Origin of the sequence: Streptomyces sp. NPDC004284, assembly GCF_042874035.1 — a bacterium.
Classification (GTDB): Bacteria; Actinomycetota; Actinomycetes; order Streptomycetales; family Streptomycetaceae; genus Streptomyces.
Window position 1 is genome coordinate 103,028 of the sequence record NZ_JBIAMJ010000015.1, and the last position, 26,997, is coordinate 130,024.

The 26,997-nt window shown below is 74.0% G+C and carries 26 protein-coding genes and 2 pseudogenes; 19 read left to right on the forward strand and 9 right to left on the reverse strand.

Annotated elements, in window-relative coordinates; genetic code table 11:
• The first annotated feature begins 78 nt into the window (after window positions 1-78).
• From ACFYUS_RS30220 to ACFYUS_RS30230, 3 genes are read left to right on the forward strand one after another with little or no spacing between them, the layout of a single operon-like run.
• On the forward strand, window positions 79-1,329 hold the full coding sequence (locus ACFYUS_RS30220; RefSeq protein ID WP_388858974.1) for an APC family permease: 1,251 nt from the start codon (window positions 79-81) through the stop codon (window positions 1,327-1,329).
• Window positions 1,330-1,357: 28 nt separating this feature from the next.
• Complete coding sequence (locus ACFYUS_RS30225) at window positions 1,358-2,719, forward strand: lysine N(6)-hydroxylase/L-ornithine N(5)-oxygenase family protein (RefSeq protein WP_388858977.1); 1,362 nt, start codon at window positions 1,358-1,360, stop codon at window positions 2,717-2,719.
• Window positions 2,720-2,762: 43 nt separating this feature from the next.
• The gene (locus tag ACFYUS_RS30230; RefSeq protein WP_388858980.1) at window positions 2,763-3,467 is read left to right on the forward strand and encodes a pyridoxamine 5'-phosphate oxidase family protein; all 705 of its coding nucleotides are present in this window, start codon (window positions 2,763-2,765) and stop codon (window positions 3,465-3,467) included.
• A 117-nt stretch (window positions 3,468-3,584) separates the two neighbouring features.
• Here the strand turns inward: ACFYUS_RS30230 and ACFYUS_RS30235 are convergent, their stop codons facing one another.
• Window positions 3,585-3,965 carry a DUF6479 family protein gene (locus ACFYUS_RS30235; RefSeq protein WP_388858983.1) on the reverse strand — a complete coding sequence of 127 codons (381 nt, stop codon included), beginning with the start codon at window positions 3,963-3,965 and terminating at the stop codon, window positions 3,585-3,587.
• Between the two features lie 123 nt (window positions 3,966-4,088).
• Here ACFYUS_RS30235 and ACFYUS_RS30240 point away from each other — a divergent pair, with 123 nt between their 5' ends.
• Both ACFYUS_RS30240 and ACFYUS_RS30245 read left to right on the forward strand, forming a co-directional pair.
• Window positions 4,089-4,598 (forward strand): SigE family RNA polymerase sigma factor, encoded by a 510-nt coding sequence (locus tag ACFYUS_RS30240; protein WP_388858986.1) that lies wholly within the window; start codon window positions 4,089-4,091, stop codon window positions 4,596-4,598.
• Window positions 4,599-4,638: 40 nt separating this feature from the next.
• Window positions 4,639-5,955: a hypothetical protein gene (locus ACFYUS_RS30245; protein WP_388858989.1), complete on the forward strand. Its 1,317-nt coding sequence runs from the start codon at window positions 4,639-4,641 to the stop codon at window positions 5,953-5,955.
• Window positions 5,956-6,001: 46 nt separating this feature from the next.
• Here the strand turns inward: ACFYUS_RS30245 and ACFYUS_RS30250 are convergent, their stop codons facing one another.
• Complete coding sequence (locus ACFYUS_RS30250) at window positions 6,002-7,681, reverse strand: bifunctional 3'-5' exonuclease/DNA polymerase (protein WP_388858991.1); 1,680 nt, start codon at window positions 7,679-7,681, stop codon at window positions 6,002-6,004.
• 57 nt (window positions 7,682-7,738) lie between these two features.
• Complete coding sequence (locus ACFYUS_RS30255; RefSeq protein WP_388858994.1) at window positions 7,739-8,983, reverse strand: LuxR C-terminal-related transcriptional regulator; 1,245 nt, start codon at window positions 8,981-8,983, stop codon at window positions 7,739-7,741.
• Window positions 8,984-9,136: 153 nt separating this feature from the next.
• Between ACFYUS_RS30255 and ACFYUS_RS30260 the strand changes: the two genes are divergently transcribed.
• Together ACFYUS_RS30260 and ACFYUS_RS30265 are read left to right on the forward strand one after the other, a co-directional pair.
• Entirely contained in the window at window positions 9,137-10,063 is a 927-nt protein-coding gene (locus ACFYUS_RS30260) for an NADP-dependent oxidoreductase (protein ID WP_388858997.1), read from the forward strand.
• A 37-nt stretch (window positions 10,064-10,100) separates the two neighbouring features.
• Complete coding sequence (locus ACFYUS_RS30265; protein WP_388859257.1) at window positions 10,101-10,646, forward strand: GNAT family N-acetyltransferase; 546 nt, start codon at window positions 10,101-10,103, stop codon at window positions 10,644-10,646.
• A gap of 215 nt (window positions 10,647-10,861) precedes the next feature.
• Here the strand turns inward: ACFYUS_RS30265 and ACFYUS_RS30270 are convergent, their stop codons facing one another.
• Together ACFYUS_RS30270 and ACFYUS_RS30275 are read right to left on the reverse strand one after the other, a co-directional pair.
• Window positions 10,862-12,964 carry an FtsX-like permease family protein gene (locus ACFYUS_RS30270; RefSeq protein ID WP_388859000.1) on the reverse strand — a complete coding sequence of 701 codons (2,103 nt, stop codon included), beginning with the start codon at window positions 12,962-12,964 and terminating at the stop codon, window positions 10,862-10,864.
• Window positions 12,958-13,716: an ABC transporter ATP-binding protein gene (locus ACFYUS_RS30275; protein ID WP_388859003.1), complete on the reverse strand. Its 759-nt coding sequence runs from the start codon at window positions 13,714-13,716 to the stop codon at window positions 12,958-12,960. Before ACFYUS_RS30275 ends, ACFYUS_RS30270 begins: the two co-directional genes overlap by 7 nt.
• A gap of 250 nt (window positions 13,717-13,966) precedes the next feature.
• On the opposite strand from ACFYUS_RS30275, the gene ACFYUS_RS30280 reads away from it, so the two are divergent.
• The 4 genes from ACFYUS_RS30280 (at window position 13,967) to ACFYUS_RS30295 (ending at window position 18,138) form a co-directional block, all read left to right on the forward strand.
• Window positions 13,967-14,203, forward strand: a complete 237-nt coding sequence (locus ACFYUS_RS30280) for a winged helix-turn-helix transcriptional regulator (protein WP_388859006.1) — start codon at window positions 13,967-13,969, stop codon at window positions 14,201-14,203.
• On the forward strand, window positions 14,200-15,312 hold the full coding sequence (locus ACFYUS_RS30285; RefSeq protein ID WP_388859009.1) for a DUF2786 domain-containing protein: 1,113 nt from the start codon (window positions 14,200-14,202) through the stop codon (window positions 15,310-15,312). The genes ACFYUS_RS30280 and ACFYUS_RS30285 overlap by 4 nt, the downstream gene beginning before the upstream one ends.
• Window positions 15,313-15,381: 69 nt before the next feature.
• Window positions 15,382-17,448, forward strand: a complete 2,067-nt coding sequence (locus ACFYUS_RS30290) for an FUSC family protein (RefSeq protein ID WP_388859012.1) — start codon at window positions 15,382-15,384, stop codon at window positions 17,446-17,448.
• 96 nt (window positions 17,449-17,544) lie between these two features.
• Window positions 17,545-18,138: a hypothetical protein gene (locus tag ACFYUS_RS30295; protein WP_388859015.1), complete on the forward strand. Its 594-nt coding sequence runs from the start codon at window positions 17,545-17,547 to the stop codon at window positions 18,136-18,138.
• Between the two features lie 200 nt (window positions 18,139-18,338).
• On the opposite strand, the pseudogene rpsN reads toward ACFYUS_RS30295, so the two are convergent.
• A pseudogene (rpsN, locus tag ACFYUS_RS30300) lies at window positions 18,339-18,642 on the reverse strand (30S ribosomal protein S14).
• On the reverse strand, window positions 18,642-18,878 hold the full coding sequence (gene rpmB / locus ACFYUS_RS30305; protein ID WP_388859018.1) for a 50S ribosomal protein L28: 237 nt from the start codon (window positions 18,876-18,878) through the stop codon (window positions 18,642-18,644). Before rpmB ends, rpsN begins: the two are co-directional and overlap by 1 nt.
• Window positions 18,879-18,941: 63 nt before the next feature.
• Between rpmB and rpmG the strand changes: the two genes are divergently transcribed.
• The 4 genes and pseudogenes from rpmG to ACFYUS_RS30325 all read left to right on the forward strand — a co-directional run bounded on the left by rpmG (window position 18,942) and on the right by ACFYUS_RS30325 (window position 21,073).
• Complete coding sequence (rpmG, locus tag ACFYUS_RS30310; RefSeq protein ID WP_388859022.1) at window positions 18,942-19,106, forward strand: 50S ribosomal protein L33; 165 nt, start codon at window positions 18,942-18,944, stop codon at window positions 19,104-19,106.
• An 8-nt stretch (window positions 19,107-19,114) separates the two neighbouring features.
• Window positions 19,115-19,369, forward strand: a complete 255-nt coding sequence (locus ACFYUS_RS30315) for a type B 50S ribosomal protein L31 (protein ID WP_388859025.1) — start codon at window positions 19,115-19,117, stop codon at window positions 19,367-19,369.
• Window positions 19,369-20,651 (forward strand): annotated as a pseudogene (locus ACFYUS_RS30320) (GTP-binding protein). The gene ACFYUS_RS30315 and the pseudogene ACFYUS_RS30320 overlap by 1 nt, the downstream one beginning before the upstream one ends.
• A gap of 209 nt (window positions 20,652-20,860) precedes the next feature.
• Window positions 20,861-21,073: a DUF397 domain-containing protein gene (locus ACFYUS_RS30325; protein ID WP_041129870.1), complete on the forward strand. Its 213-nt coding sequence runs from the start codon at window positions 20,861-20,863 to the stop codon at window positions 21,071-21,073.
• A 99-nt stretch (window positions 21,074-21,172) separates the two neighbouring features.
• On the opposite strand, the gene ACFYUS_RS30330 is transcribed toward ACFYUS_RS30325, so the two are convergent.
• Window positions 21,173-21,670, reverse strand: coding sequence for an ATP-binding protein (locus ACFYUS_RS30330; RefSeq protein ID WP_388859028.1), 498 nt, complete (start codon window positions 21,668-21,670; stop codon window positions 21,173-21,175).
• 340 nt (window positions 21,671-22,010) lie between these two features.
• Between ACFYUS_RS30330 and ACFYUS_RS30335 the strand changes: the two genes are divergently transcribed.
• The 4 genes from ACFYUS_RS30335 (at window position 22,011) to ACFYUS_RS30350 (ending at window position 25,685) form a co-directional block, all read left to right on the forward strand.
• A complete protein-coding gene (locus tag ACFYUS_RS30335) occupies window positions 22,011-22,883 on the forward strand; it encodes a helix-turn-helix domain-containing protein (protein ID WP_388859031.1) in 873 nt (290 codons plus the stop codon).
• Between the two features lie 62 nt (window positions 22,884-22,945).
• Entirely contained in the window at window positions 22,946-24,403 is a 1,458-nt protein-coding gene (locus ACFYUS_RS30340; RefSeq protein WP_388859034.1) for an aldehyde dehydrogenase family protein, read from the forward strand.
• Between the two features lie 98 nt (window positions 24,404-24,501).
• The gene (locus ACFYUS_RS30345; RefSeq protein ID WP_388859037.1) at window positions 24,502-25,047 is read left to right on the forward strand and encodes a DinB family protein; all 546 of its coding nucleotides are present in this window, start codon (window positions 24,502-24,504) and stop codon (window positions 25,045-25,047) included.
• Window positions 25,048-25,070: 23 nt separating this feature from the next.
• Entirely contained in the window at window positions 25,071-25,685 is a 615-nt protein-coding gene (locus ACFYUS_RS30350; protein WP_388859040.1) for a PadR family transcriptional regulator, read from the forward strand.
• A gap of 25 nt (window positions 25,686-25,710) precedes the next feature.
• Here the strand turns inward: ACFYUS_RS30350 and ACFYUS_RS30355 are convergent, their stop codons facing one another.
• Window positions 25,711-26,997, reverse strand: coding sequence for an ion channel protein (locus ACFYUS_RS30355; protein WP_388859043.1), 1,287 nt, complete (start codon window positions 26,995-26,997; stop codon window positions 25,711-25,713).

A 26,997-nucleotide genomic window follows, 5' to 3' on the forward strand; every position in this document is an offset into this window, starting at 1 on the left:
CGCCCGTATGAGCCCGCGCCCGTGCGGGTCCGCGCCCGGCGGAACGCATGCCCACCACTACCACCGGAGGTGACACCCATGACCGATCTGCTGCGGCGGCCCGAAGCCGCCCAAGCCGCCGAACCCCCCACCGCCCTGGGCGTGCGCGCGCTCGTCGTGTTCTACGTCAGCAGCCTCGTCGGGACCGGCATTCTTCTGGTGCCGGGGCTGACCGAGAGACAGGCGGGGCCCGCCGCGCTGCTCGCGTGGCTGGCGCTCGCGCTCAGTTCGTACCCCTTCGCGAGGTTCTTCGCGGAGATGTCGGCCTGGCGTCCGGACGCCTCGGGTCTCGCCGCGATGGTGGAGGCGGGGTTCGGGCGCCGGCCGGGGCGCGCGGCGGCGCTGCTGCTCGTCGCCACGTACGTCATCGGGAATCCGGTGATGGGCATCGTGTCCGCACGGTGTCTGCTGGGGCTGTCGGGGCAGCCGGACGGGCCCGTCTACCCGATCGCGATCGGTTTCATGGCGTTGTCCGCCGCGTTCACGCTGCTCGGGCTCACGGCCGGCGCACGGGTGCAGACCGCGGCCCTGGTGGTGCTGCTGATCGGCCTCGGCGGGGCGGTGGTGCTCGCGGTGCCGCGGTTCGAGGCGGGGGAGTACACGCCGTTCCTCACGCACGGCTGGGGCGGTGTCGGGATCGCCGTCGTGACCGCGTTCTTCTCCTTCCTGGGCTGGGAGAACGTCTCCACGCTCGCCGAGCAGGTCGACGACCCGGCCCGCAGCTACCGGCGGGCGATCCGCTGGGCGGTGCCCGTCGTCGGGCTGCTGTACGCGGCGGTGACGGCCGCCTACCTGGCCGTACCCGGGGACGAGCCGGTCGTCATCACGGCCCTCCTCGGGGCCTCGCTCGGCGACGGCGGGGCGATCGCCGGTGACCTCCTCGCCCTCGGGCTCGCGGTGGTCGCCACCAACGCGTGGGTGCTCGGCGCCACCCGGGTCGTCCGGGCCGCCGCCCGCGAGCGGATCCTGCCGCGCGCGCTGGCCGACCGCCCGGTGGGGGCGACCGTCGCGCTCGCCCTCGCCTACGCGGCCGTCCTGTCCGCCCTGACCCTCACCGGCACCGGCGAGGAGCTGGTCCTCGTCGTCACCAGCAGCGCGTTCCTGCTGCTGTACGTGGCCGCCGCAGCGGCCGCCCTGCGGGCACGCGGCACCGGCCGCGCCCTGCGCGCGACCGCCGTCGTGACCCTGATCATCGCGGCCGCCTTCCTCTCCTTCGCCGGTACGGGGCTGCTGCTCGCCCTGCTCCTCGCCGCCGGCTGCGCCGCCCTCGCCTGCGTCCGGAACCGCTGAACCCCCCTCCATCGAAAGGCACTTCGCCATGAACGAGACCTCGATCGGGACCTCGAACGAGACCACTCCCGTCTACGACGTCGTCGGTGTCGGCTTCGGGCCCGCCAACCTCTCCCTCGCGATCGCCATCGAGGAGTACAACGAGCGGGCCGCGCCCGACGAGCGGCTCACCGCCGTCTTCCTGGAGAAGCAGCCGAACTTCGGCTGGCACCGGGGCATGCTCCTGCCGGACGCCACCATGCAGGTCTCGTTCCTGAAGGACCTGGCCACGATGCGCAATCCGCGCAGCCGCTTCGGCTTCGTGCCGTACCTCCACGACCGGGGCCGCCTGGTCGACTTCATCAACCACAAGATGCTGTTCCCGACCCGCGAGGAGTTCCACGACTACCTCCGGTGGGCCGCCGACGGCGTGGACCACATGGTCCGTTACGGACTCGAAGTCACCGCCATCCGGCCCGCGGGGACGGCGGGGGCCTCCGGGCCCGTCGTCGAGGTCGACGTCGCCGCCGCCGGAGAGGGCGAGGCCGTCACGTACCGGGCGCGGAACCTCGTCATCGGCACCGGCCTCGTGCCCCGGCTCCCCGAGGGCGTCACCTCCTCCGAACGCCTCTGGCACAGCAGCGAGTTCCTGCACCGCCTCGCCGCCCTGCCGGGCGGGAACCCGCGCCGCTTCGTCGTCGCCGGGGCCGGGCAGAGCGCCGCCGAGATCGCCGACCACCTCCACCGCACGTACGAGGGGGCCGAGGTCGTCGCCGTCCACACCCGGTACGGCTACAGCCCGGCCGACGACAGCCCGTACGCGAACCGGATCTTCGACCCCGAGGCCGTCGACCTCTACCACGGGGCCGAGCCGTCCGTCCGCCGGACGCTCATGGACTACCACCGCAACACCAACTACGGCGTCGTCGACATGGACCTCATCGAGGAGCTCTACCGCCGCTCGTACCAGGAGAAGGTCCGCGGCGAGCAGCGGCTGCGGATCCTCGGCGTCACCCGGCTCACCGAGGCCGAGGAGGGGCCCGACGGCGTCCGCGTCCAGGTGCGGAACCTCGCCACGGGGGAGACGGAGACGATGGACGCGGACGCCGTCGTCTACGCCACCGGCTACTCCGAGCCCGACCCGGCCCGGCTGCTCGGCGCGCTCGACGCCGCCTGCGCGCGCGACGAGGACGGCCGGCTGCGGGTCCGCCGCGACTACCGCGTGGAGACCGCGCCCGAGGTGGAGGCGGGGATCTACCTGATGGGCGGCACCGAGCACTCGCACGGCATCACGGCCAACCTGCTGTCGATGGCCGCCGTCCGGGCCGGCGAGATCTGCGACTCCCTGGTGGCGAGCCGTCACCGCCACCACCGTTCCGACAGGCGGAAGTCGGTGGCGGTGACGGGCTGATCCCCCGTACAACACGTACACCCGTACGGAACGAGAGGTCATCATGAGCAGCACCCCTACAGAGCTCGGCGACGAGCTGACCGTCACCGAGCGGACCCGGCTGCGCCGGATGCGGCACAAGGGCAGCCACCGGCGGGCCGACCTGGACGCCGTGCTCGCCGCCGGTTTCCTCTGCCACCTCGGCGTCACCGTCGACGGCACGACGATGGTGGTGCCCACCGCGTACGGGGTGGACGGCGACCGGCTCTACCTCCACGGTTCGGTCGCCAGCCGCAGCCTGGTCCAGGCCCCCGACGCCACCGTCTGCGTCACGGTCACCCACGTCGACGGCCTGGTCCTCGCCCGCTCCGTCTTCGAGCACGGGATCAACTACCGCTGCGCGATGATCTACGGCGTCCCCGAGATCGTCACCGACCCGGAGGAGAAGCTCCGCGGCCTGCGGGCCCTGACCGAGCAGAGCTCCCCGGGCCAGTGGGAGTACGCGCGCCAGCCGAGCCGCAAGGAGCTGGCCGCGACCGCGCTGCTCGCGCTCGACCTGACCGAGGCCTCGGTGAAGACCGCCGACGGCCCGCCGGACGACGGCGAGTCCGAGGACGCGGCGCTCGGTCTGTGGGCGGGGGTGCTGCCCGTGGTGACCACCTTCGGCGAGCCGGTGATCGACCCGGTCCTGCCGGCGGACTTCGCCCCGCCGGCCCACATCGCCTCACGCGCGGGCCGGGGAGTGCACGAGCCCCTTTCCGGGCGGTGACCCCGGGGCGGGGATCCCCGCGGGGGCACCTTCCCGCCCGTCGGACCGAGCCCAGCCGTCGACGGCTGGGCTTCGTCGTGTCCGTACGGAGGGTGGAGACACGGAGGGGGAGAGGGGTCAGTCGCCGTGTCCGGTGCCTCCGCTGCCGAAGCCGCCGCTGGAGATGCCGCCCCACTTGCGCTTCTCCTCGGAGGGCGGATCGGTCGAGGCCTCTCCGGCGTTCTTGAGCTGGTAGGGCATGAGCCGGTGCTCGCCGTCGGTCTGCGGCACCTCGGACGGTTTGCGGTATTCCTCCACCTCGCCGGGCAGGGCCCCGGTGTCGGGTCGGTGCGGCTGCTCTTCGGGCTTCGGTTTCTTGGACTCGCGGTCGCTGAGGCGGAAGCCCAGCCAGACGGCTCCGATGAGGACGAAGACGACGATGAGCCCGCCGAGCACCTGGGCCAGTCCTGACTGCCAAACCCCAGCGGCCAGGTTCTCTGCTGCGCTGAGAGTGTTCATACCAACAGGATTACCCGATTCCGCTTCTTCGGATACCGGATCCGTCTGAAACATTCCCGCGCCCCCGTCGCGTCAATGAGGTGTACGGCGACCACACCACGTGACCGCGAGGAAAGGAGGGGCATGAGAAAGTCCCGCGCGGACGAGTTCCTGGAGTTCGCCTCCGCACGCACGGGGCACCTGTTCCGCTCGGCGTGCCTGCTGACCAGCGGCGACACGCATCTCGCCGAGGACCTCACGCAGGAGACCCTCGGCCGGATGTACGCCCTCTGGGGCCGCATGGCCCGGATCGGGAACCCCGCCGCGTACGCCCAGACCGTGCTCGTCCGCACGTTCCTCAGCCACCGGCGGCGCCGCTCGGCCACCGAGCGCCCCCTCGGCGAGCTGCCCGACCGCGCGTCCGAGAACGGCGAGGACCCGGCCCTGCGGATCGCGCTGCTCGACGCGCTGGCCGGCCTCGCGCCGAAGGACCGGGCGGTCGTGGTGCTGCGGTACTGGGAGGACCGCAGCATCGAGGAGACCGCCGACGCCCTGAACGTCAGCTCCGCCGCGGTGCGGACCCGCTCGGTGCGGGCGCTCGCGAAGCTGCGGGAACGACTCGGCGGCAGCATCGTCGAGTTCGCCGCCCGCTGACCACGTACTTTCCCTACCGACCGGAGACGGTGATCTCGGCATGTCCCAGAACGAAGGAACCCGGCACGACGGAGCGCACGAGCGCTTCGAGGAGGAGCTCGGCGCGGTCCTGCGCGGCACCGGTGACGGCTTCGCCGTCGACGACCGGCGCGAGCTGGTCGCGGGCGGGCTCCAGCGCGGCCGGCGCCGCCTGGTCCGCCGCCGCCTCGCGGTGACCGGCGGCGTCCTCGCGCTCGCCGCCGTCGGCCTCGGCGGCGTCTACGGCGGCTCGCTGCTCGGCCCCGGCGGGCCGGCGGAGACCAGCTCCGTGGCCGCGCCCCCGCAGCGGGGGCAGGGCGTCGGCGCCGCCGCCCCCGGCGAGAAGCCGATGGGCGAGGCGACGATCCCGGTGAAGGACCTCGCCGCCGTCCTCAAGGCCAACACCCCGGCCGGCCAGTGGCAGTTCGACAACCTGGACGGCCAGGGCCAGTCCGTCACCGGCGTCTACGACGACGGCCACGGCAAGGCGGGCGTCAGCGTCGGCCTCTACCGGGCCGGCGGGACCGGAGAGTCCGGTACGGACCAGGTGACCTGCCCCGACAAGGCCGTCGTCCCGTACGACCGCTGCGCCGACGGGCGGCTGCCGGGCGGCGAACGGTTCATGGCCATCCAGGGGTACGAGTACCCCGACAAGCGCGAGGAGACCAAGAACTGGCGGGCGGTCCTGCTCACCAAGGACGGGATCCTGATCGACGCGAGCGAGTACAACGCCGCCGCCGAGAAGGGCGCCGCGATCAGCCGCGAGAACCCGCCCTTCAGCCTCAGTCAGCTGAAGACCCTCGTCACGGCCGAGGCCTGGCGGCCGCTGGCCGCCCAGCTGCCGCAGCTGCCCCAGCTCCCGGGCAGGCCCGGCACGGGCAAGGACGGGTTGCCCGCGGTGCCGAGCGCGGCCGCCGTCCAGGCCACCCTGCGTTCCCTCCTGCCCAAGGGCGTCACCGTCACGTCCCACGGCGGCGACGACGGCCACGGCTACGTCGTCGTCGACGACGGCGAGGGCCCGAGCCTCGTCGGCGTCGACGTCCAGCCCACCGCCGGGAAGCACGAGGGCTTCGCCGAGCTCTTCACCGGAGCCGGCGTCGTCACCCTGCCCGACGGCACCAAGGTCAAGTCCACCCAGCAGCCCGGCGAGAAGGGCGGCGAGGGGGTCGTCTGGTGGAGCGTCGACACCATGACCCCGGAGGGCTTCCGGGTCATCGTCTCCACCTTCAACTCGGACGCGCAGTACAAGGCCGCCACGCGCAACGAGCCGGCCCTGACGATGGAGCAGCTGAAGGCGCTCGCGCTGAGCCCCAAGTGGCAGAAGCTGCCGCTGAAGTAGGGGCGAGCGGTCCTGCGGTACGGGTGGGGGGCCCGTATCGCAGGACCTACTTCGCGTCCGCGTACCGCTCGACCGTCGCCGTCGTGAACGGGAACCGGACCGGTGTCTCCCCGAACGCGATCCGCCCGGCCTCGTCCCCGGCCGCCCGGATCGCCTCCGCCACCGCCTCCGCCTCCGCCTCCGGGCAGTGCACGATCACCTCGTCGTGCTGGAAGAACACCAGCTCCGCCCGCATCCCCGAGAGGGAGCGCCGCAGCGCCGCCAGCATCAGCAGCGCCCAGTCGGCGGCGCTGCCCTGCACGACGAAGTTACGGGTGAACCGGCCGCGCGCCCGCGCGTTCCCCGAGGAGTGTCCGGGGGCGAGCTCGCCGCTCTCGGGCCCCTCCTGCGGCAGGCCGGCCTCGTCGTCCTCTCCCGCGCCGACGGCCTGCGGACTGGTCCGGCCCAGCCAGGTCCGTACGAGCCGGCCCTCCTCGCCCGCCTTCGCGGCCCCGTCGACATAGGCCACCGCGCGCGGGAAGCGGCGGCGCAGCGCCGCCAGGTTCTTCAGGCCGTCGCCGCTGGTCTGCCCGTAGATCGCGCCGAGCAGCGCGAGCTTGGCGTGGGCGCGGTCGCCGGAGAAGGCCCGGTCGGACAGCCGGGTGTACAGGTCGTCGGGGTGCCCCGCGACCTCCATCAGACCGGGGTCGCGGGAGATCGCGGCGAGCACGCGCGGCTCCATCTGGTCGGCGTCGGCGACCACGAGCCGCCAGCCCTCGTCGGCGACCACCGCCCGCCGGATCACCTTCGGGATCTGCAGGGCCCCGCCGCCGTTGGTCGTCCAGCGCCCGCTGACCGTGCCCCCGGGCAGGTACTCGGGCCGGAAGCGGCCGTCGCGCACCCAGTCGGCCAGCCAGGACCAGCCGTGGGCCGTCCAGATCCGGTAGAGCTTCTTGTACGCGAGGAGCGGCTCCACGGCCGGGTGGTCGATCTCCTCCAGCTCCCAGCGGCGCGTGGACCTGACCCGGATCCCGGCCTGCGCGAAGGCCTTGGTGACGTCGGCGGGCAGATCGGGCCGGACCCGGCGCCCGAAGGCGGCGGACACCTCGTCGGCCAGCTCCGCGAGGCGGCGCGGCTCGCCCCCGCCCGCGTACCGCTCGCCGAGCAGCTCGCCCAGCAGGTCCCGGTGCACGTCCGCCCGCCACGGCAGCCCGGCCCGGTGCATCTCGGCGGCCACCAGCATCCCCGCCGACTCGGCCGCCGTGAGCAGCCGCATCCGGCCGGGGTGCTCGGCCCGGTCATGGCGGCGCAGCTGCTCCGCGTAGACCGCGAGCAGCCCGTCGAACGGCACGGAGACGGTCGGCCGCGGCTCGAAGAGACCGTCCTGCGAACCGGGCTCGGCGGCGCGCTGCGGCGGATCCGGCGGTACGGGGGCGTTCCGCAGGCGGGCCCAGGCGGCGGCGGCGCTGCGCGGCTCCCCGAGCCGGCCCTCGTGCCCGAGGAGCAGCTGCTCGGCGTCCTCGACGTCGTAGCACCGCTCGACGCGCACCCCCGCGGCCAGCAGCCGCGGATAGACCTCGGCCGTCGACCGCCACACCCAGCGCGCCACCTCCGGCCGTGCCCGCACCGCCGCCACCAGATCCGGCTCCCGCCGCACGGGCCCCGCGGGCAGCCCGTCCGGCCCGAGGGGCACGAGCAGTGCTCCGTCCCCCTCGCTCTCGGCCGCCAGCGCCCACCTCTCGCTCATGGGTGCGAGTCTGGCACCCGCCACTGACACCCCCGGGAAGCCGGGCCGGGGGAGGGGTCACGCCGCCGCGTGGAAGAGGGCCGCCGCCTTGCCGCGGGAGTCGACGCCGAGCTTGTTGAGGATGTTCGCGACGTGGAACTTCACCGTCGACTCGCTGATGTGGAGCTCCTCGGCGATGCGCCGGTTCCGGTGGCCGAGTGCGAGGTGGCGCAGGACCTCGACCTCTCGTTCGCCGAGGCCGGTCAGGGGGTGGGCGGCCTCGACGGGGGCCTCGGGGGTCGCGAGGGGGATGACGGCGGTGATGGTGGTGCCCCAGCCCGGGACGGCGTCCATGTCGAGGCGTCCGCCGAGGACGTCGAGGCGGTCCCGGACGGTGCCGGCGCCGAGGTCGCAGGGGGCGAGCGCGCCCGGGCCGTCGTCGCGGACGGAGGCGCGGAGTTCGTGCTCGGTGAGCTGCCAGCCGACGTGGACGCGGTGCACGGACTCCTGTTCCAGGACGATGAGGAGCAGGGAGCGGACGATGGCCCGCGCGCTGTGCGCGACGTCCGCCGCGAGCGAGCGCGTCGAGTCGGGCGCGCCCAGGTCGAGCCGCACCTTGCTGTGCCGGAGCATCGGCCGGAGCTCGCCCGCGAGCCGCTCGAAGGCGTCCTCGGCGGGCTCCTCCGCGACCGCCCGGTCGCGCCGCTGCTCGGCCCGCATGTCGATGAGCGCGGACGCGGCCAGGTCGGTGGCGGTGGCCCGGGCCGTCGTGTCGTCGAGGGCCCGGCTGCGCAGCACCCCGAGGACGCCGGAGAGCGCCGCCGCGTGCGCGGCGGTGAGCTCGGCGATCACCCGGGCCCGGGTGTCGGCCGCCGCCCGCGAACGGGCCAGCGCCCCCGGCATCGCCTCCGTCGCGAAGCGGTCGAAGTGCCCGGTGACCAGGTCCCACAGCGCCTGCGCCACGGTGAGCGCGGCCGTGTCGGCCGGGGCGGCGCCGTCCTCCCGTACGAGCACGAGGACCGCCCCGCGCCGGGTCGCGTGGCTGGTGACGGCGACGACCTCGCGCTCCCGGCCGCCGATCGTCGCGCGCCCCTGCCAGGGCTCGCCGGGGACGCCCGCCGCGAGCAGCGGGGTCAGTTCGGCGGCGGTCATCAGCTCCGTACCGCCGAGGGTCTTGAAGGGCGAGTGGGCGCAGTGGGTGGAGAGTTCGGCCGCGTCCACGTGCGGGACCAGCGGGGCGAGGGCGGCCGAGACCTTGGGGAGGATCTCCCCGAGCGGCTGCCGGATGATCTCGTACGCGGTGGTCAGCGTGAGCGCGTCCATGCGGTTCAGCCTAGTCGGGGCAGGTCGGCTGACGGCCCGTCTTTCGGCCAGGTGGGACTGGCCGTTGGGAGGGCGGAGGAGAGGGGTCGCCGGGCGCAGGCTTGGGGCGTCGAAGAGAGACCGAAGAGGCGACGGGCAGCAGTGGAGGCTGAGATGGAAGCGATCGTGTACGAGGAGTTCGGCGGCCCCGAGGTGCTGCGCCACGAGGCCGGCGTCGAGAAGCCGGAGCCCGGCCCCGGCGAGGTCCGGGTCAAGGTGGCGGCGGTCGGGGTCAACCCGGTGGACTGGAAGCGGCTCCACGGCTGGGTCGAGCAGTTCTACCCGACCACCTTCCCCGCCGTCCCCGGCCTGGAGTTCGCCGGCACCGTCGACGCGCTCGGCGAGGGCGTCGACGGACTGGCCGTCGGCGACGAGGTCCTCGGCTGGACGAAGACCGGCGCCTACGCCGAGTACGCCATCGCCGGCACCGTCGCCCCCAAGCCCGCCGGGCTCTCCTGGGAGGCCGCCGCGAGCCTCCCCGTGGCCGGCGAGACCGCCCAGCGCGTCCTGGACCTGCTCCGGGTCCGGGAGGGCGAGACCCTGTTCCTGCACGGCGCGGCGGGCGTCGTCGGCTCGGTGGCCGTCCAGCTCGCGGTCGCGGCCGGGATCACGGTGATCGGCAGCGCCTCGGAGGCCAACCACGCGTACCTGCGCGAGCTCGGCGCGATCCCCGTCACGTACGGGGACGGCCTGGCCGACCGGGTCCGCGCCGCCGCCCCGGACGGCGTCGACGCCGTCTTCGACGCGGCCGGACACGGTGTCCTGCCGGTCGCGATCGAACTCCTCGGCGGCGGCGACGCGGCGAAGGAGCGGATCGTCACGATCGCGGCGACCGACGCGGAGGAGCACGGCATCGTCTTCTCGGGCGTCACGGGGGACCCGGACGCCGTGCGGGACGGGCTCGTCGCCCAGGCCCGCCTGGTGACGGAGGGCGCGCTGTCGGTCCGCCTGGCCGAGGTGCTGCCCCTCAAGGAGGCGGCCCGCGCACTGGAGTTGAGCGAGGCGGGTCACGTGCAGGGCAAGATCGTCCTGACCCCGTAGGGCCGACTCTGACGTCTGACGAAGGAAGTTGATGCCGATGTACGCGATGTCCCTGGGCGACGACGGTGCGGAGCTGCGCCCGCTGGAGCCGTGGCAGGCCGAGGAGTTCCTCGCGCACATGGACCGGGGAAGGGAGTTCATCGGCGCCCGCAACGGACTCCCCGACGTCGTGACCGACCTGGAGTCGAGCCGGGCCTACCTCCGCCTGTACGCGGAGAAGGTCGCGACCGACTCCGGGCGGATCCACGGCATCTGGTCCGACGGCGTACTCGTCGGCGCGGTCATCCTCCGCCGCCTCGACACCGCCGCCGGCACCGCCGAGGCCGGCTGCTGGCTCGAACCGTCCGCCGTCGGCAAGGGCCTCGTGACCCGCGCCGCCCGCGCCCTCGTCGACTGGGCCATCAGCGTCCGCGGCGTCCACCGCGTCGAATGGGTCGTCTCCTCCGACAACGAACCCAGCATCGCGGTGGCCCGCCGGCTGGGCATGACCCGGGACGCGGTCCTGCGGGAGAGCTACGACTACCGGGGCAAGCGGCACGACGAGGAGATCTGGTCGGTCCTCGCCAGGGACTGGAAGCCGTAACCCGTCCCGCCCAGGGAGTCCCCCCGGGCGAAGTCCGGGGGAGGGACGACCGCCCACACGGGCACGGGGCACGGCCCCGGACGGGCGGTGCCGGTCGCACGGGGGTGGGCCGGCACCGCCCTTACGGGCGCGGTGCGTGCGCGCGGGCGTGGGAAGGGCGGGGCGGTGACCCGGCTCCGACCCCGGTCGCCGCCCCGTCGTCCCACCATCGCCGCTCATCGCGTGAGCCGCCACGCGGAGACGCCCGACGCGGCGACCGCGACCGCCGCGCACACGCCCGCCGCCGCGCCGACGACCGGCCAGGGAAGGACCAGGGCGACGGGAGCGGAGAGGGCGGCCAGGCCCGCGCCCAGGGCGGCCAGGACGATCGCGGTGACCGCCAGGCCCAGCAGGGTGCCGATCGCGACGGCCAGCGCGGCCTCGCCCGTCACGACCCGCAGGATCTGGGTGCGGGTGGCCCCGGCGAGCCGGAGCGAGGCCAGCTCGGCGCCGCGTACGGACGTCGCCATGAGGAGGGTGTTGGCGAGGCCGATGACCGTGTAGACGAGGGCGATGCCCAGGACCAGGACCATGCCCAGGCGGTTCCGGGGGTTCCCGGCCGTCCGGAGCTCGGGCGGCGCCACGAGGACGTTTCCGCCGCTCGCCTCCAGGGCCCGTGCCGTCGCCGCCCCGCCCCCGCGCGCGTCGATCCGGTCGAGGGCGGCGCCCGGTGCGTTCGCCCGGGTGACGTACGGGCCGTTGTCGCCGGTTCCGAGGGCGAGGACGGCCACGACCCGGAGCCGTACCGGACCGCTTCCGTCCGCCCGCCAGACCTCCACCGTCTCGCCGACCCGGCGCCGCTCGAACTCCTCGTTGACGACGATCGACCGGTCGTCCAGGTCCCGCAGGTCCCCTGCGGTCACCGGCAGCCGGGCCAGCTCCGCGAAGGCGGCCGGGTCGGCGACCGTCCGCGCCCCGTACTTCACGACGGCCGCGTCCCCGTCCCGTACGAAGACGGAGGTCGCCCCGGTGGCGGAGAGGACGGCCCCGGGCGGTGCCGTCACCGGCCTCAGGTCCTCCCCGCTCGCCACGTACTGCGCGGCCGTCCGCTCCCGCGCCTCGGTCTCCTTCGCGCGCGTGACGCTCGCCGCCGAGCCGAACAGCGTCCCCGCGAGCGCCACGGTCACGAGGACGGGAGCGGCGACGGCGGCGGTACGGCGGACGGCGGCCGCGCTGTTCTCCCGCACGAGCGTCCCCACCGCCCCGCGCGCCCGCAGCAGCCGGGCCACGGGCCGGACGAGGAGCGGGGAGAGCAGCGCGACGCCGCTGATCAGGAGCATCGGGAGGGTCGTGTACGTCTTCCGCTTGAGCAGCGCGGACGGATCCGTCGCACAGGTCCAGACGAGGAGCCCGAGCCCGGCCACGAGCAGGCCCGTGCCGAGGACGGCCCGGCCGAGGGGCAGGGCGCCGGCGTCGACGTCCGCCTCGCGCAGCGCCGCCGTCGGGCCGACCTTCCCGGCCCGCCGGGACGCGGCGACGGCCCCCGCGAGGGCGACGCCCACACCCGTCCAGAAGGCCGCGTGGAAGGGCCAGGCCGCCCCGCCGATCGTGAACCACGCGGGCGCGAGGCCGCCGTCGACGAGCGTCCGGGCGAGGAGGGGCGCCCCGAGGGCGCCGAGCCCGCACCCGGCGGCGGACGCGAGCACGCCGAGCGCCGCCGCCTCGGCGAGGAGGAGCCGCCGGACCTGGCCGGGGGTGGCCCCGGCGGTCCGGAGCAGCCCGAACTCGCGGCGGCGCAGCGCCACGGCGAAGGCGAAGGTCGAGGCGACGACGAAGACGGAGACGAAGGCGGTGACGCCGCCGGAGGTGCCCAGGAGGGCGCTCAGCGCGACGAGTGCGCGGGCGTCCCGCTCGGGGTCGGGATCGGCCTGCGTCCGCGCCTCCCCGGTGAGGACCCGGGCGCGGCCGCCGACGAGCGCCCGGACCTCGGCGGCCGGGGCGTCGACACCGACGGCGTCGGGCCCCCCGGCGGTGGTGACGGTCCAGCGGGCCCGGAGCTCGCGGAGCACCCGGCCGTCCACAGGCTGTGGACGGTCGAGCCGCTGCTCCACCGCCGCGGTGCCGGGCCCGCGCCGCACGTCCAGCGTCAGCCGGTCCTGCCCCTGGACGACCACGGGCGACGCCGCGAACCGCTGAGGAGAACGCTCGGGCGCCTGAAAAGTCGCGGACAGACCGAGCCCCATGGTCACGAGCGTCCCGACCCCGAGCGCGAGCGCGACGAACCCCCCGAGGAAGGAGGCCCAGCGCTCCCGCAGCCCGGCGAGAAGAACGGTCAGCACGCCGGACCTCCCACCGGGACGCCTGCCGTCTCCAGCGCCGCCATCCGCGCCGCGACCGTCTCCACCGTCGGCCCCCGCAGCTCCCCCGCGACCCTGCCGTCGACCAGGAAGACCACCCGGTCCGCGCGGGACGCCGCCACCGGGTCGTGGGTGACCATGACGATCGTCTGGCCGTCGCGGTCGACGAGGTCCCGCAGCATGTCGAGCACATCGCGGCTCGTCGTCGAGTCGAGCGCGCCGGTCGGTTCGTCGCCGAAGAGGACGGCCGGGCGGGTGATCAGGGCGCGGGCGATCGCGACCCGCTGCTGCTGGCCGCCGGAGAGTTCGCCCGGCCGGTGCCGCTCCCGCCCCGCGAGGCCCACGCGCGCGAGTGCCTCCCGGATCTGCGGGCGGGAGGGGCGGCGGCCGGCGAGCCGGAGGGGAAGGGCGACGTTCTGGGCGGCGGTCAGGTAAGGCAACAGGTTGAAGGACTGGAAGACGAAGCCGATCCGGTCCCGCCGCAGCAGCGTGAGGCGCCGCTCGCTCAGCCCCTCCAGCGGGGTGCCGCCGACCTCCACGGTTCCGGCGGTGGGCCGGTCGAGCCCGGCGGCGCACCGGAGGAGCGTGGACTTGCCGGAGCCGGAGGGGCCCATGACGGCGGTGAAGGTCCCGGCGCGGAAGTCGAGGTCGACGCCGTCGAGGGCGCGGACGTCCCGGTGGTGCCGGGTGAGCCCGCGGAGCCGTACGGCGGCGGCGGTCGTGGTCGTGGTCATGACTCCAGCGAACCGTTTCCGCCCGCCCCGATCACGACCACCACCGGGCGTCCGGAAGGTAGGTCTGGCCCTACCCCTCCCGTATCGCCTTCACGAACGCGTCGAGGGCGCCGGAGCCGCCGGTGACGAGCGGCACGGAATTCCCCCGGGGGCCGTGACGGCTGAGACCATCGAGGGAGATCGAGAGCGATCGAGAGCGATCCAGGACCGTCGTGAACGGGCGGGCAGGCATGCGGAAGGAGGCACATCGATGGCGGAGGGGCACACGGAGGTGACCACCGAGCCCTTGGTCGGCCGTGCCGAGGACTGCGGGGCGCGGGACGTCCAGGACCGGCTCGGCGACAAGCGGACGGTGCGCGCCGTCGTCGAACCCGCCTCCGGGGCGCGGCGGTTCGGGGAGCTCCAGCGGCTCGCCACCGGGGTCTCGCGGCGGATTCCGGCGCTGACCCCGCGCCGCATCGAACGGGACGTGAGGACGACGGCATGACCGTGATCGACAAGGCCTTCGAGGCGCTGTACGCGAGCGACGACGGCTCCCTCGACATGGCGGCCTCCCTGCTTGCCGCCGACCCGGGCGCGGACGTGGAACTGTCCCGGCGCGGCGAGGAGTTCGTGCGGACGCTGTGGGTGCGGGGCTGGCAGCCGGCGGATCTGGTCCGCATGGTGCGACGGGACCTCGCGGACGAGCACGTACGGCTCCTGGCGGGGCTGATCAGGGCGGAGACGGCGGGGTACGGGCGGCTCCCGCACCGCTGGCAGGCGCAGCTGGACGGCCTGGACGCGGCGGAGGGGCGCCCGGCGGACCGCTTCTCGCGGGCGACGACCGTCCTGGAGCTGTACCGGCTGCTGGTCCGGCTGCCGCGCCTCGACGCGGTGGGCCCGGTCCCGGGGGAGGCCCTGCCGCCGGCGGTGGCGGGCGAGCCCCGGATGCTCGGCCGGATCAGGGCGCTGCTCGCGAAGGCGGAGGCGACGGGCTATCCGGAGGAGGCGGAGGCGCTGACGGCCAAGGCCCAGGAGCTGATGGCCCGGCACAGCCTCGACGAGGCCACGCTCGCGGCGGGCGCGCCGTCCCCGGAGACGCCGGGCGCGATCCGGATCGGGGTGGAGCCGCCGTACGAGCAGGCCAAGGCGATCCTGCTCGACGCGGTGGCGACGGCGAACCACTGCCGGGCCGTGTGGAACGAGGCGTACGGCTTCTCGACGGTCGTCGGCTTCGAGGCGGACCTGGACCCGGTGGAGCTGCTCTACACCTCGCTGCTCGTGCAGGGGACGGCGGCGATGACGCGGGCGGAGGCGGAGCAGCGGGCGGGCGGCCGCAAGCGCACGAAGTCCTTCCGGCAGTCCTTCCTCCTCGCGTACGCCAACCGGCTGGGCGCCCGGCTCGCGGCGACCTCCCGCCGCGTCGCCGCCGAGGCCCCGACCCTCCTCCCGGCCCTCGCGTCGCGCGAGGTCGCGGTGGGCGCGCGGACGGACGAACTCTTCCCGGAGACCCGCACGACCCGCGTCCGGGCCGCCTGGGACGAGGCGGGCTGGACCCACGGCGCCTCCGCCGCCGACGCGGCGGGCCTCCACCCGGGTCGCCCCCGCCTGCCGTAGGGCGCCACCGCGGGGCCCGCACTCGGCGTGAATGCCCGGTTCGCCCGCATTCGTGGATACGCTCTCCGCATGAGCTGGCTCCGGGCGCTGAAGGAGACCGCCCGCTCCGGACTCACCGTCGAGCGGCGGCGGCTCGAACCGGCCGTCGCGGCGCGCGGGGCGCTGGGGCTCGCTCTCGTCATGGGGGTCTCGCTCGCGCTGTTCGGCCCCGCCGTGGCCGTCTCGTCGGCGTTCGGGGCCTTCCAGGCGGCCATCGCCACCTTCCAGCGTTCCTGGCGGCCCCGGCCCACCCTGGCCCTCGCCTCCGGGGCGAGTCTCGCGGTGTCGACGTTCCTCGGGTATCTGACGGGGGCGCACACGGTCCTCTTCCTCGCGCTGCTCCTCCTGTGGACGTTCCTGGCGGGGCTCGCGTGGGCGGCAGGACCGACCGCGGGGATCATCGCCTCGTCCAACGTGGCGATCATGCTGGTGACGGTGACCCTCCCGACCTCGGTCGCCACCGCGGCCGGCCATGCCGCGGTGATCTTCGCGGGGGGTGTCGTCCAGGCGGCCCTGGTGGTCCTCCTGCCGGTCCGCCGCTGGGGCGCCCAGCGCGACGCCCTCGCGGACGCGCTGGCGGCGGAGGCGGACTACGCGCGCCGCCTCCGCCACGACCCGGTCGCCCCGTTCGACCCCGTACCGCTCATGACGGCACGGAACGCCGCCGCCGTCACGCCCCGCCAGGCCCGGACCCGCCCGGCGGAGCTGCACGGGGCGCGGGGGCTCGCGGAGCGGATCCGGCCGGTCCTGGCCTCGCTGGCGGATCCGGCGGTCGGCGTCCCGGAGGAGGGGCCGCAGCGGGCCCGGGTGCGGGAGCTGCTCGGCGCGGCGGCCGAGGTCCTGGACGCGGCCGCGCACGCGATCCGGCACGGCGACCCGGTCGCCCTGCTCCCGAGCGCCCTCGCCACCCTCCGCACCCCGGACACCGGTGAGGTCCTCAAGGGCCCGTCCCGCCGGGCCGCCCTGCGTCTGGCGGCGCTGCTCAGCGACGTCGTGGAGACGGCGGAGCCCCGTACGGAGACCTCGGAGCCCCATGCCCGAGGGGCCCGCACCCGCCCGACCCTCCTCCGTCTCGCCCCCCTCGTCCTCGCGCAGATGCGCGCCGAGCTCCGCCCCGGCTCGCCGATCCTGCGCCACGCGGTCCGGGTCTCGGTGGTCACGGCCGCCGGCTATCTGCTCGGCACGTGGCTCCCCTTCGGGCACGGCTACTGGGCGCCGATGGCCTCGGTGATGGTGATGCGCCCGGACTTCTCGCAGACGTACGCCCGCTCGGTGGCGCGGTTCGGCGGCACGCTCATCGGCGTGACCCTGGCGACGGCGGTCGTGCGCTCGGCGCACCCGGGCACGTACCTGTCGGCCGCCCTCGCGGTGGTGTGCGCGTTCGGGATGTACCTGCTGGTGCGGACGGGGTACGCGGCCGGTCAGGTCTTCGTCTCCGCGTACGTCGTCTTCCTGCTCGGCATGGAGGGCGCGGGCCTGACCCAGACCGTACGGGAACGGGTCCTGCTCACCCTGCTCGGCGGGCTCCTCGCGATGCTGTCGTACGCCGTCTACCCGGCCTGGGAGACGCCCCGGCTGCGCGGCCGGCTCGCGGACTGGCTGGCCGCGGTCGGCGCGTACGCGGCCGTCGTCACCGCGCGGTACGCCGACCCCGCCGGGCCGACCAGCCCCGACGTGCGGGAGGCGCTCCTGAAGGCCCGCGCCGCCCGGGTCGCCTGGCAGGAGGCGGTGGACCGGGCGACCCACGAACCGGTGCGGCACCGGGGGCTGTCGCACGCGGCCGTGGAGGAGGCCGGGCACGCGCTCGCGGAGTTCGGCCGGGTCGCGATGCTCCTGGAGGCGCACCTGCCGGAGCGCGGCGCCCCGCCCGTACCCGCCGCGGCGACCCTCGCCGAGTCCCTCCACCGGTCGACGGAGCGGGGCGCGAAGGAGGTGCGGGAACGCAAGCAGCCGCACTGGGACGCCCTGCGCGAGACGGTCACCGCCTGGTCCGCCGACCCGCCGGACCACTTCCTGCTCGACAAGGGCGCCGCCCTGCTCCTGGAGACCCTGGAGGAGCTGACGACGGCGCTGACGGCTTCGAGGCGCGGCCGCTGATTCCGGCGGCACGTCATCCAGCGGCGGGTGGCGCGGAGTTGAAAGGGACGAGGGTCGCGAACGGTCGCGGTCCCGGGAGATCCCAGGAGCAACCGGATGAAGAAGTACCTGATGGCGGCCGCCGGTGTCGTGGCCGCGGCGCTGATCGCGGCGCCGTCGGCCGCGAACGCCTCCACGACGACCGTCGTGAAGCCGACCACCGCACCGGCCGTCGCACCGACCATCGCACCGGCCGCCGCACCGGCCGTCACATCCGCCGAGAAGCCCGCCCCCGCCCCCACCCTCCCGACCCGCATCCGTACCGTCCGCTCCGGCGAGCGCGTGGACGCCGGGCAGGGATACACGGTGTGGCTGACGGAGGACGGCAAGCACTGGTCGGGCCCGGACGGCTACGAGAACTTCCGCAGCGTCGTCGACGGCAACATCGACCGCTCGCAGCCCGGCATCAGCCACCAGAGCGAGGGCGACGAGGCGGGGGTGTTCCACTCGGGCCTCTATTACGGGACCCGGAAGGCGGGTCGCGTCGAACTCACCGACGCCGAGGGCCACAAGACCGTCGCCACGCTCGTCACGCTGCCCGGCCACCCCGGCTGGGGCGTCTGGTACACGCGTACCGGCCCGGGGGAGAGGCCGGCCGCCGTCACCCTCTACGACGACGAGGGCAGGCGCCTCGTCGGCCTCCAGGGCTGACGGGCCCGGCCCGGCCGGTCACCGGGACGCCTTCCGTGCGCTTGGGCTGGTGATCCGGCCGGTCGCCGGGATGCCTTCCGTGCGCCCGGGCTGACGGGCCCGGCCCGGCCGGTCACCGGGACGTCTTCCGTGCGCCCGGGCTGGTGATCCGGCCCGTCACCCGGACGCCTTCCGCGCGCCCGGGCTGGCGAGCCGCCCCGTCACCGGGACGCCTTCCGTACGCCCGGCAGGAACCCGGCGTGGGCCTGTCGGCGCACCCGTACCCGGGACAGGTCGAACTTGCGCAGGTGGCCGCGGGGCGGCCGTCCACCGCGTCCCTGTTGCGGACGCGGGTCGGGCTGGCGTCCCGGGGCTGGGGGCCAGCTCGCGTAGGGCCGTTTCGCGCTCGGCCACCGGGGTGGAGGGGCGCCGGACGGTCTGCTTCGGTTCGGCGCGCCGCTCGGCGTACCGGGCCACGACCGCCTTCCGCCGCTCGTTGTGGGCGACCTTGCTGCGCCTGGCCATCAGCCCTTGCCTCCGCGCGCCCGGATGCGGGCCACGGCGGCCTCGACGCCGATGGTGTCGACGGTCCTGATCGCGCGGGCGCTCAGCGTCAGCCGTACGTACCGGCGCTCGCTGGGCAGCCAGTACCGCTTGCCCTGGACGTTCGGGTCGAAGCGGCGGGAGGTGCGCCGGTGGGAGCGCGGGATCCGGTTGCCGAATCCGGGGCGTGCGCCGGTCAGCCGGCAGCGGGCGGACAAGGGTGACCTACCTCTCCACAGAGTTGTTGACAATGGGATTCATTTTCATTTACTCTCCACAGCATGGCACGCAATGAACTCCGCCCCGTCATCAAGCTCCGCTCCACCGCCGGAACCGGATTCACCTACGTCACCCGCAAGAACCGCCGCAACGACCCCGACCGCCTCGCCCTGCGCAAGTTCGACCCGGTCGCCGGCCGCCACGTCGACTTCCGAGAGGAGCGCTGAGCCACCCCATGAAGCCCGGCATCCACCCCACGTACGAGCCCGTCGTCTTCCGCGACAAGGCCGGCGGCTTCGCCTTCCTCACGCGCTCCACGCTCACCGGTGAGCGGACCGTGGAGTGGGAGGACGGCCGCACCTATCCCGTCGTCGACGTCGAGATCTCCTCGGCGAGCCACCCCTTCTACACCGGCACCGCGCGCGTGCTCGACACCGCCGGCCGCGTCGAGCGCTTCGAGAAGCGCTACGGACGGCGCGAGGCGCCCTGATGCTCTCCGTCGCCCTCGTCGGAGGCCTGTACTCCGACGCCCGCCGCGCTGCCGTGGACCGGCTCCTGGCCGTCGTCCCCGGCAGCGCGGCGCTCCACCACGACCTCGCGACGGCCCCGGAGACCGGGACCGTCGCCCGTACCGTCCGCGACGCCACCGGCCTCCTCTCCGCGGACGAGGCCCCGCTCGTCGACGACTGCGCCTGCTGCGCCCTGCGCGAGGACTGAGGGCCTGCCTTTCGGATCGGGCCGGGCTCGCGGGGCCTGGCACGCACGCTCGCCGCGTTGTCGTCGGCCGCCATGGCTCCGCCGTTGTCGACCTCCTCCGCCTTGCGATCGCACGCACCGGGCCCCGCTCCCTGATCCGGCCCGATCCGAAAGGCAGGCCCTCCTCCCCGAGCCGGAGCGACTCCGGCCCGACCCGGCTCGCCGTCGTCGAGCTCCGGGACTCCGTCGAGCCCGGGGCGATGGCCGAGGTCGTCGCGGCCGTCGGGTTCCGGATCGGCGCCGTCGTCACCGCCGTCGACCCGGCCCTCCTCCTGCCCTGCCTCGGCAACGGCGACGACCTCGCCGACGCCGGTCTCGCCGCGGCCGCCACCGACCGGCGCGCGATCGCCGACGCCGGGGCGCGCCGGCTGGAGTACGCGCCCGTGCTCGCCGTCGCCGAGGGCCCGGAGGCCGACGCGGAGGACCGGGCGCTGCTCGACCGGCTGCACCCCACCGCCCTGCGCGTCCCCGTCGGGGACGCGGCCCTCGCGCGGGCCGTCCCCGCCGGCTTCGACGTGGAGGTCGCGGCCGCCGCCCGGCACCCGGCCTGCGCCCCGCTGCCGCAGGAGGTGGACGCGCACGGGGTCGCCACGTACGTCTGGCACCGTCACCGGCCCTTCCGTCCGGGCCGGCTGTACGCTGCGCCTGAAGGCCTGACCTGCGTCGCCGCCCGCAGCCGCGGTCGCTTCTACCCGGCCGACCGGCCCGACACCCCGCTCGCCTGGGACGCGGCGGGCGGCGCGCTCTGCGTCGAGAGCGCGGGGCCCTGGCCGGCCTCGCTGCCCGACGGGGCCTGGGAGACGGTCCCGCCGGTGCGGAGGGCGGCCGCGGCCCTGGACCGGCACCCGGGACACGGCGACCGCTGCCGGCACCTGGTCTTCACCTCGCCCGGTCTGGACCGCGACGGGCTCGCCGAGCTCCTCGGCTCCTGCTTCCTGGCGGACGCCGAGCACGCGGCGGGCCGTGACTCCCGGAAGGGGCCCGGTTCGGCCTTCGACGCGTTCCTGGACGCCTGACCTCCACTGATGGGCTGTCAGGCGAGGTCGGGGGTGCGTCATACCCGCCGGTAGCACGCTCTGTCGCGTAGTCGCTACGCCACCCCTTGTGCACGTGCATCTGCTCATGCATCGGCATGTGAACACAGCTATGATCCGAGGAAGTTGACACCTGCACCAAGCAACTCGGGGAGCTACCAGTGCATCATGCGCATCACGCGTACAACGGCATGGCAGCCACGGAGCTGCGGGGTGTCGTGTGGCAGAAGAGCCGCCACAGCAACTCCCAGGGGTCCTGCGTGGAGTTCGCCAAGCTTCCGGGTGGCGACGTCGCCGTGCGCAACTCGCGCCACCCCGAGGGCCCCGCGCTCGTCTACACGCCCGCGGAGATAGAGGCGCTCCTGCTGGGCGTCAAGGACGGCGAGTTCGACCACCTGGTCTGAGGATTCCCGGTCCGGGACTTCCTGGAGCGGGACCACCTGCTCCGAGACGCGAGAAGGGCCCCGACGGTTCCCGTCGGGGCCCTTCTCGCATGTCCTGTACTACTCCGGTCCGATCCGGAACAGCGCCCACACGACCTTGCCCTGGAGCGCGCCGGCCAGCGGGTGCCAGCCCCAGCTGTCGCTGAACGAGTCCACCAGGAACAGGCCGCGACCCGATTCGGCGGCGAAGTCCTCCTTGCCGTCGCGCGCCTCCGGGCTCTCCTGGCTGGGGTCGCGCACGGCGCACACCAGGCGTGAGGCCCAGCGCATCAGGTGCAGCCGGACCGGCGGGTTCTGGACTTCCTCCTGCGGCGCGTCGGCGGGCACCGCGTGACGCAGCGCGTTGGTGACGAGCTCGGAGACGACCAGGGCCACGTCGTCGAAGCGTTCCGTCAGCTCCCAGCGGTCGAGCGTGGCGCTGGTGAACTTGCGGGCCCCGCGCACGGCTTCGTACCGGGCGGGCAGGGCGCAGGAGGCGGAGGTGGAGACGGCGCCGGGATCGATCGGCGGAAGGCCCTGCCGTAACGGCTCGAGCACGGTCGATCCATTCGTCCCCATGCGAGGCACTCCCGGGAATCGCGACTGTGGTGCGACAACACGACAACACGAACGAGTACGCGGCTGCGCGGGGTCCATGGTTCCGAATGCGTGCACTGGATGCAAGGGCAGATGCACGTGCACGCGCCGGACCTGTCCTTCCGCGTGCCGAATCTGTGCATAAGTCGTCCACACGATGTGGGGAACTTCCCCGGATCCGCACGCACTGTGCCCGTGATGTGCGCGCGGATGCCCGGAACTCGTCGCCTTTCCGTAATCGAATGTGTACGCGCTGAAGCGTTTGATGGCAGAATCCGGGGCTCGACGGGGGCTCGACACCGTAAAGGGGAGGCGAAGAGCCGTGACCGCAGGCGAATCGAGCGGAGCGAGCGGGAGCGTGGTGCGGCGCATCCTGCTGGGCTCCCAGCTGAGGCGGCTGCGCGAGTCGCGCGGGATCACCCGCGAGGCGGCCGGCTATTCCATCCGCGCGTCCGAATCAAAGATCAGCCGTATGGAGTTGGGACGGGTGAGCTTCAAGGCCAGGGACGTCGAGGATCTGCTCACCCTCTACGGAGTCGGGGACGAGACCGAGCGCGGCGCGCTCCTCGGCCTCGCCCGCGAGGCCAATGTCGCCGGCTGGTGGCACAGCTTCGGCGACGTCCTGCCCGGCTGGTTCCAGACGTACATCGGCCTGGAAGGCGCCGCCTCCCTCATCCGCGTCTACGAAGTGCAGTTCGTCCACGGCCTGTTGCAGACCGAGGAGTACGCCCACGCCGTCGTCACCCGGGGCATGCCCGACGCCCCGCGCGCCGAGATCGACCGCCGCGTCGCCCTGCGCCTGGAGCGGCAGAAGGTCCTCGTCTCCGAGCGCGCCCCGCAGTTCCACGCCGTCCTCGACGAGGCCGCGCTGCGCCGCCCCTATGGCGACCGGTCGGTCATGCAGGGGCAGTTGAGGCATCTCATCGAGATCTCCGAGCACCCCGGCGTCACGCTCCAGATCATGCCGTTCAGCTTCGGCGGCCACGCCGGCGAGAGCGGCGCCTTCACGATGCTCAGCTTCCCCGAGTCCGACCTCTCCGACATCGTCTACCTCGAACAGCTCACCAGCGCCCTCTACCTCGACAAGCGCGAGGAAGTCGCCCAGTACCAGCGGGTGATGGAGAAACTGCAGAAGGACGGTCCGGATCCGGCCGAAAGTCGTGACCTGCTCCGAGGTCTCCTTCAACTCTCCTGATACATCAGTACGATGACGCCACATCAGTCGCACTGCAGGTAGCGGGTAGAGGGGTCTCCACCATGTCGCACTTCACCGACCTGGCCCACCAGTACATCGACGGCGAGTGGAAGCCCGGCAGCGGCTCGTGGGACATCATCGACTTCAACCCGTACACCGGGGAGAAGCTCGCGTCGATCACCGTCGCCACCGCCGACGAGGTCGACCGCGCCTACCGGTCCGCCGAGCGCGCCCAGGCCGCGTGGGCCGAGACCAACCCGTACGCGCGCCGGCTCGTCTTCGAGCGCGCGCTGCGGATCGTCGAGGACCGCGAGGAGGAGATCGCCGAGACGATCGTCGCCGAGCTCGGCGGCACCCGCCTCAAGGCGGCCTTCGAGCTCCACCTCGCCAAGGAGTTCCTGCGCGAGGCGGTCCACCTGGCGCTGCGCCCCGAGGGCCGCATCCTGCCCTCGCCGGTCGACGGCAAGGAGAACCGCGTCTACCGCGTCCCGGTCGGCGTCGTCGGCGTCATCTCGCCCTTCAACTTCCCCTTCCTCCTCTCCATCAAGTCGGTCGCGCCCGCGCTCGCGCTGGGCAACGCCGTCGTCCTCAAGCCGCACCAGAACACCCCGATCTGCGGCGGCACGCTGGTCGCGAAGGTCCTGGAGGAGGCCGGTCTGCCGGCCGGCCTGCTGAACGTCGTCGTCACCGACATCGCCGAGATCGGCGACGCGCTCCTGACCCACCCGGTCCCGAAGGTCATCTCCTTCACCGGCTCCGACAAGGTCGGCCGCCACGTCGCCACGGTCTGCGCGCAGAACTTCAAGCAGGCCGTCCTCGAACTCGGCGGCAACAGCGCCCTGATCGTCCTCGACGACGCCGACGTCGACTACGCGGTCGACGCGGCCGTCTTCAGCCGCTTCGTCCACCAGGGCCAGGTCTGCATGGCCGCCAACCGCATCCTGGTGGACCGCACGCTGGAGGAGGAGTTCACCGAGAAGTTCGTGGCGAAGGTGAAGACCCTGCGCGTCGGCGACCCGGCCGACCCCGCCACCCACATCGGTCCCCTCATCAACTCCCAGCAGGCGGAGGCGGTCTCCTCGGTCGTCGAGCAGACCGTGGCGGCCGGCGCGACCGCGCTCCTGCACGGCACGGTCGAGGGCAACCTCGTCTCCCCGTCCGTCCTCACCGGCATCGCCGCCGACGCCCCGGTCCTGAGCCAGGAGATCTTCGGCCCGGTCGCGCTGATCGTCCCCTTCGACGGCGAGGAGGAGGCCGTGCGGATCGCCAACGACACCCCGTACGGGCTCAGCGGCGCCGTCCACACCGGGGACGTCGAGCGGGGCGTACGGGTCGCCCGGCGCATCCGCACCGGCATGATCCACATCAACGACGGCACCGTGCACGACGAGCCGATCGTGCCCTTCGGCGGCGAGAAGCACTCGGGCATCGGCCGGCTCAACGGCGACGCGATGGTCGACTCCTTCACCACCCAGAAGTGGATCTCGATCCAGCACGGCCGCAGCCGCTTCCCCTTCTAGAGCCGTCTAGGCCACGATCTGTCCTACATGGCGCCTACGTTGGTCGGTGTCGGGGGAAACGACACCGACCGACGCACGGACGACAGAAGGTGGACATCATGGTGGCCCTTGTTCCCGCGGAGCAGCACGGTGACGAGCGCGGCGCGTTCCTCAACTTCCTGAAGGCGCAGCGCGAGGCGGTCGTGCGGGCGTCCTTCGGTCTCACCGACGAGCAGGCGGCGAGCCGCCCGAGCGTCAGCGAGCTGAGCCTCTCCGGCCTGATCAAGCACGTCGCCGAGGGCGAGCTCAACTGGCTGCGGATGGCGCAGCAGCAGCCGAACGAGCTGGGCCCCCGGGACGAGTCGAACTGGCACGAGAGCTTCCAGCTCGTCGGCGACGAGACCCGCGCGGGCACGGTGGCCTTCATGGAGCGGGTGGCGAAGGAGACGGAGGAGTTCGTCCGGAGCGTGCCCAGCCTGGACGACACCTTCCCGCTGCCCGACAGGCCCTGGTTCCCCGAGGACGGGCGGGTGTCGATCCGCTGGATGCTGCTCCACCTGGTCGAGGAGCTGGGCCGGCACGCCGGCCACGCGGACGTCATCCGCGAGTCCCTGGACGGCAAGGGCTCCTTCGACCTGATCGCGGAGGAGAACGCCACCGCCTAGTCAAGGTTGACTAACATCGGGGCATGTCAGCGATCCGACTTCTCGTCCTGGGCGCGGTCAAGCAGCACGGCCGCGCCCATGGCTACCAGGTGCGGAGCGACCTGGAGTACTGGGGCGCGCACGAGTGGTCCCACGCCAAGCCCGGCTCGATCTACCACGCCCTGAAGCAGATGGCGAAGCAGGGACTGCTGCACGCGCACGAGGTCGCGCCGAGCGTCGCGGGCGGTCCGCCGAGGGTCGAGTACGAGCTGACGGAGGCCGGCGCGGAGGAGTACTTCGCGCTGCTGCGCGAGGCGCTGACCACGTACGACCAGAAGACGGACGTCCTGTCGGCGGCCATCGGCTTCATGGTGGACCTGCCCCGCGAGGAGGTGGCGGAGCTGCTGCGCCGGCGGGTGCGGGCGCTCGACGAGTGGCGGACGTCGGTCACGGAGTACTACACGCCGGAGGGCGGCCCGGAGCAGCTCGGCCACATCGGCGAGATCATGCACATGTGGGTCCACTCGGCGGACGCGGGCAAGGAGTGGACGCTCGGCCTGATCGAGCGGATCGAGGACGGGGCGTACGTGTTCGCGGGCGAGGGCGAGCCCTTCGTGGGCGTGCTCGGGGAGGGCCGGGAGAACCCGTACGCGACCTGATCCGGAACCCGGCCGGTCGCGGGGGTCAGTGCAGGGCGTGGCCCTCGTGGTCGAGTTCGAGCTGGGGGCGGCCCGTGACGATCAGCCAGGCCGGGAGCGAGGCGAGGCAGAGCACGGCGAGCATCGCGGGCGACGAGGCGAGGACCGCGCCGGTGAAGAGGCTGATCCAGCCCTGCCGGGTGGTGGCCAGCAGGACGCCGAGGACGGCGGAGGAGACGGCGACGGCCGGGTGGACCTCGGGGACGAGGGCCTGGGCGCACAGGCCGAAGGCGGCGCCGATGAAGACGGCGGGGAAGATCCGGCCGCCCGGGAAGCCGCAGGAGGCGGCGACCAGGAGGGCGAGGAGTTTGACCACGGCCATCTTCATCAGCTCGCCCGAGGACCAGCTGCCGACGGAGGCGGCGAGCTCCTTGGTCTCCTCCAGGCCCTTGAAGAGCGTCAGGTGCCCGCCGAGGGCGCCGAGCAGGCCGAGGACGAGGCCGCCGAGGGGCAGCATCACCAGGGGGTGCCGCAGCCGCCGGAAGGCGGCGTGGACGTACGGGAAGAGGTAGCAGGCGACCAGGCCGAACACGGCGGCGGCGGAGGCGATCACCAGGGCGGCCAGGATGTCGTCGAATCCGGGGTCGGTCAGCGGCGGGAGTCCGATGTCGAAGCTGGGATCGGACACGAGCTGGGTGGTCAGGGCGCCCGTGCCGGCGGCGACGAGCGGGGCGAAGAGCCGGTCCCAGAGGGAGCCGGGGCCCGGCCGGCCCGCCAGGGCCTCGGAGAGGACGAGGGCGGCCGCCACCGGGGTGCCGAACAGGGCGCCGATGGTGGCGGCCGAGGCCAGCGCGACCCAGGCCGCGCCCGGTGCGGCGGGCGCCACCTTGCGGCCGAGCCAGTAGGCGAGCGCGATGTTGGTGGCGATGATCGGGTTCTCGGGGCCGAGGCTGACGCCGCCGGCCAGCATGAGGGTGCTCGCGAGCAGCAGCCCCGGCAGCACCGCGGGGGCGAGCGGCGCCCCGCCGAGCCCCTCGGAGGACGGGTCGGGGCCGGCGTGGCCCGGCACCTTCCACACGACCAGACCCACGGCGATGCCCGTCGCCGTGAGCATGGTGATGATCCAGAGGGAGGAGTAGTTCCCGATGCCGAGCGCGTCCGGCAGGTTGTTCCAGAGCACGTGCTGGAACTGCTCCGCGAGGGCGCTGATCCCGAGGAAGAGCAGGCTCGCCCCCACGCCGACGAGGAGCGCGGGGAGGATCTGGGGGAGCAGGATCCGGGCGGGCGTCTGCACGGGGGTGGGAGCCGGAGGCGGAGCATGATCAGTGGCCAC

Coding starts and splice junctions, on each gene's coding strand:
- ACFYUS_RS30220 (WP_388858974.1), top strand. CDS start 79: ATGACCGATCTGCTGCGGCGGCCCGAAGCCGCCCAAGCCGCCGAACCC.
- ACFYUS_RS30255 (WP_388858994.1), bottom strand. CDS start 8,983: ATGGACGCGCTCACGCTGACCACCGCGTACGAGATCATCCGGCAGCCG.
- rpmG (WP_388859022.1), top strand. CDS start 18,942: ATGGCACGCAATGAACTCCGCCCCGTCATCAAGCTCCGCTCCACCGCC.
- ACFYUS_RS30325 (WP_041129870.1), top strand. CDS start 20,861: ATGGCAGCCACGGAGCTGCGGGGTGTCGTGTGGCAGAAGAGCCGCCAC.
- ACFYUS_RS30280 (WP_388859006.1), top strand. CDS start 13,967: ATGGCGGAGGGGCACACGGAGGTGACCACCGAGCCCTTGGTCGGCCGT.
- ACFYUS_RS30330 (WP_388859028.1), bottom strand. CDS start 21,670: ATGGGGACGAATGGATCGACCGTGCTCGAGCCGTTACGGCAGGGCCTT.
- ACFYUS_RS30265 (WP_388859257.1), top strand. CDS start 10,101: ATGTACGCGATGTCCCTGGGCGACGACGGTGCGGAGCTGCGCCCGCTG.
- ACFYUS_RS30235 (WP_388858983.1), bottom strand. CDS start 3,965: ATGAACACTCTCAGCGCAGCAGAGAACCTGGCCGCTGGGGTTTGGCAG.
- ACFYUS_RS30275 (WP_388859003.1), bottom strand. CDS start 13,716: ATGACCACGACCACGACCGCCGCCGCCGTACGGCTCCGCGGGCTCACC.
- ACFYUS_RS30240 (WP_388858986.1), top strand. CDS start 4,089: ATGAGAAAGTCCCGCGCGGACGAGTTCCTGGAGTTCGCCTCCGCACGC.
- ACFYUS_RS30260 (WP_388858997.1), top strand. CDS start 9,137: ATGGAAGCGATCGTGTACGAGGAGTTCGGCGGCCCCGAGGTGCTGCGC.
- ACFYUS_RS30245 (WP_388858989.1), top strand. CDS start 4,639: ATGTCCCAGAACGAAGGAACCCGGCACGACGGAGCGCACGAGCGCTTC.
- ACFYUS_RS30230 (WP_388858980.1), top strand. CDS start 2,763: ATGAGCAGCACCCCTACAGAGCTCGGCGACGAGCTGACCGTCACCGAG.
- ACFYUS_RS30225 (WP_388858977.1), top strand. CDS start 1,358: ATGAACGAGACCTCGATCGGGACCTCGAACGAGACCACTCCCGTCTAC.
- ACFYUS_RS30285 (WP_388859009.1), top strand. CDS start 14,200: ATGACCGTGATCGACAAGGCCTTCGAGGCGCTGTACGCGAGCGACGAC.
- ACFYUS_RS30250 (WP_388858991.1), bottom strand. CDS start 7,681: ATGAGCGAGAGGTGGGCGCTGGCGGCCGAGAGCGAGGGGGACGGAGCA.
- ACFYUS_RS30350 (WP_388859040.1), top strand. CDS start 25,071: ATGTCAGCGATCCGACTTCTCGTCCTGGGCGCGGTCAAGCAGCACGGC.
- ACFYUS_RS30345 (WP_388859037.1), top strand. CDS start 24,502: ATGGTGGCCCTTGTTCCCGCGGAGCAGCACGGTGACGAGCGCGGCGCG.
- ACFYUS_RS30340 (WP_388859034.1), top strand. CDS start 22,946: ATGTCGCACTTCACCGACCTGGCCCACCAGTACATCGACGGCGAGTGG.
- ACFYUS_RS30290 (WP_388859012.1), top strand. CDS start 15,382: ATGAGCTGGCTCCGGGCGCTGAAGGAGACCGCCCGCTCCGGACTCACC.
- ACFYUS_RS30295 (WP_388859015.1), top strand. CDS start 17,545: ATGAAGAAGTACCTGATGGCGGCCGCCGGTGTCGTGGCCGCGGCGCTG.
- ACFYUS_RS30315 (WP_388859025.1), top strand. CDS start 19,115: ATGAAGCCCGGCATCCACCCCACGTACGAGCCCGTCGTCTTCCGCGAC.